A 454-nucleotide genomic window follows, 5' to 3' on the forward strand; every position below is an offset into this window, starting at 1 on the left:
ACGTGCTGGAGAACATGCTGGCCGCCGAGTCGCTGACCGGCGCGCGGGTCTTCTTCCCCGACCCGTGGCCCAAGGCCCGCCACCACAAGCGACGGCTGCTGCAGGCGCCGACGTTCAAGCTGATCGCCGAGAAGCTGATGCCCGGCGGCGTGCTGCACGTGGCCACCGACCACGCCGAGTACGCCGAGTGGATCGCGGAGACCGGTGACGCGGAGCCGCTGCTGACCCGGCTGAGCTGGGAGGAGCTGGCACAGGGTGCGGCGGAGTCGCCGATGACCCACGAACGTCCGGTCACCAAGTTCGAAGACAAGGCGCACCGCGTCGGCCGGCCGATCACGGAACTGATCTGGGGAAAGGTCCGAGGATGAGCGTGAGCGAGCGGTTGCCCGACACCGAGCCCGGGGCCGCCGCGCCCACCGGAGAGGTCCGCCAGCCGAAGCGCGTGCTGCTGGTC

General features: G+C 70.7%; 1 protein-coding gene. It reads left to right on the top strand.

The genetic code is table 11. From position 1 onward, the window contains the following. Window positions 1-368: class I SAM-dependent methyltransferase (locus AC1DYG_RS19720; protein ID WP_477641545.1), on the top strand; the 368-nt coding region annotated here is incomplete at its 5' end. Window positions 369-454: the final 86 nt, after the last annotated feature.

This window comes from Pedococcus sp. P1_H8 (genome assembly GCF_056405175.1).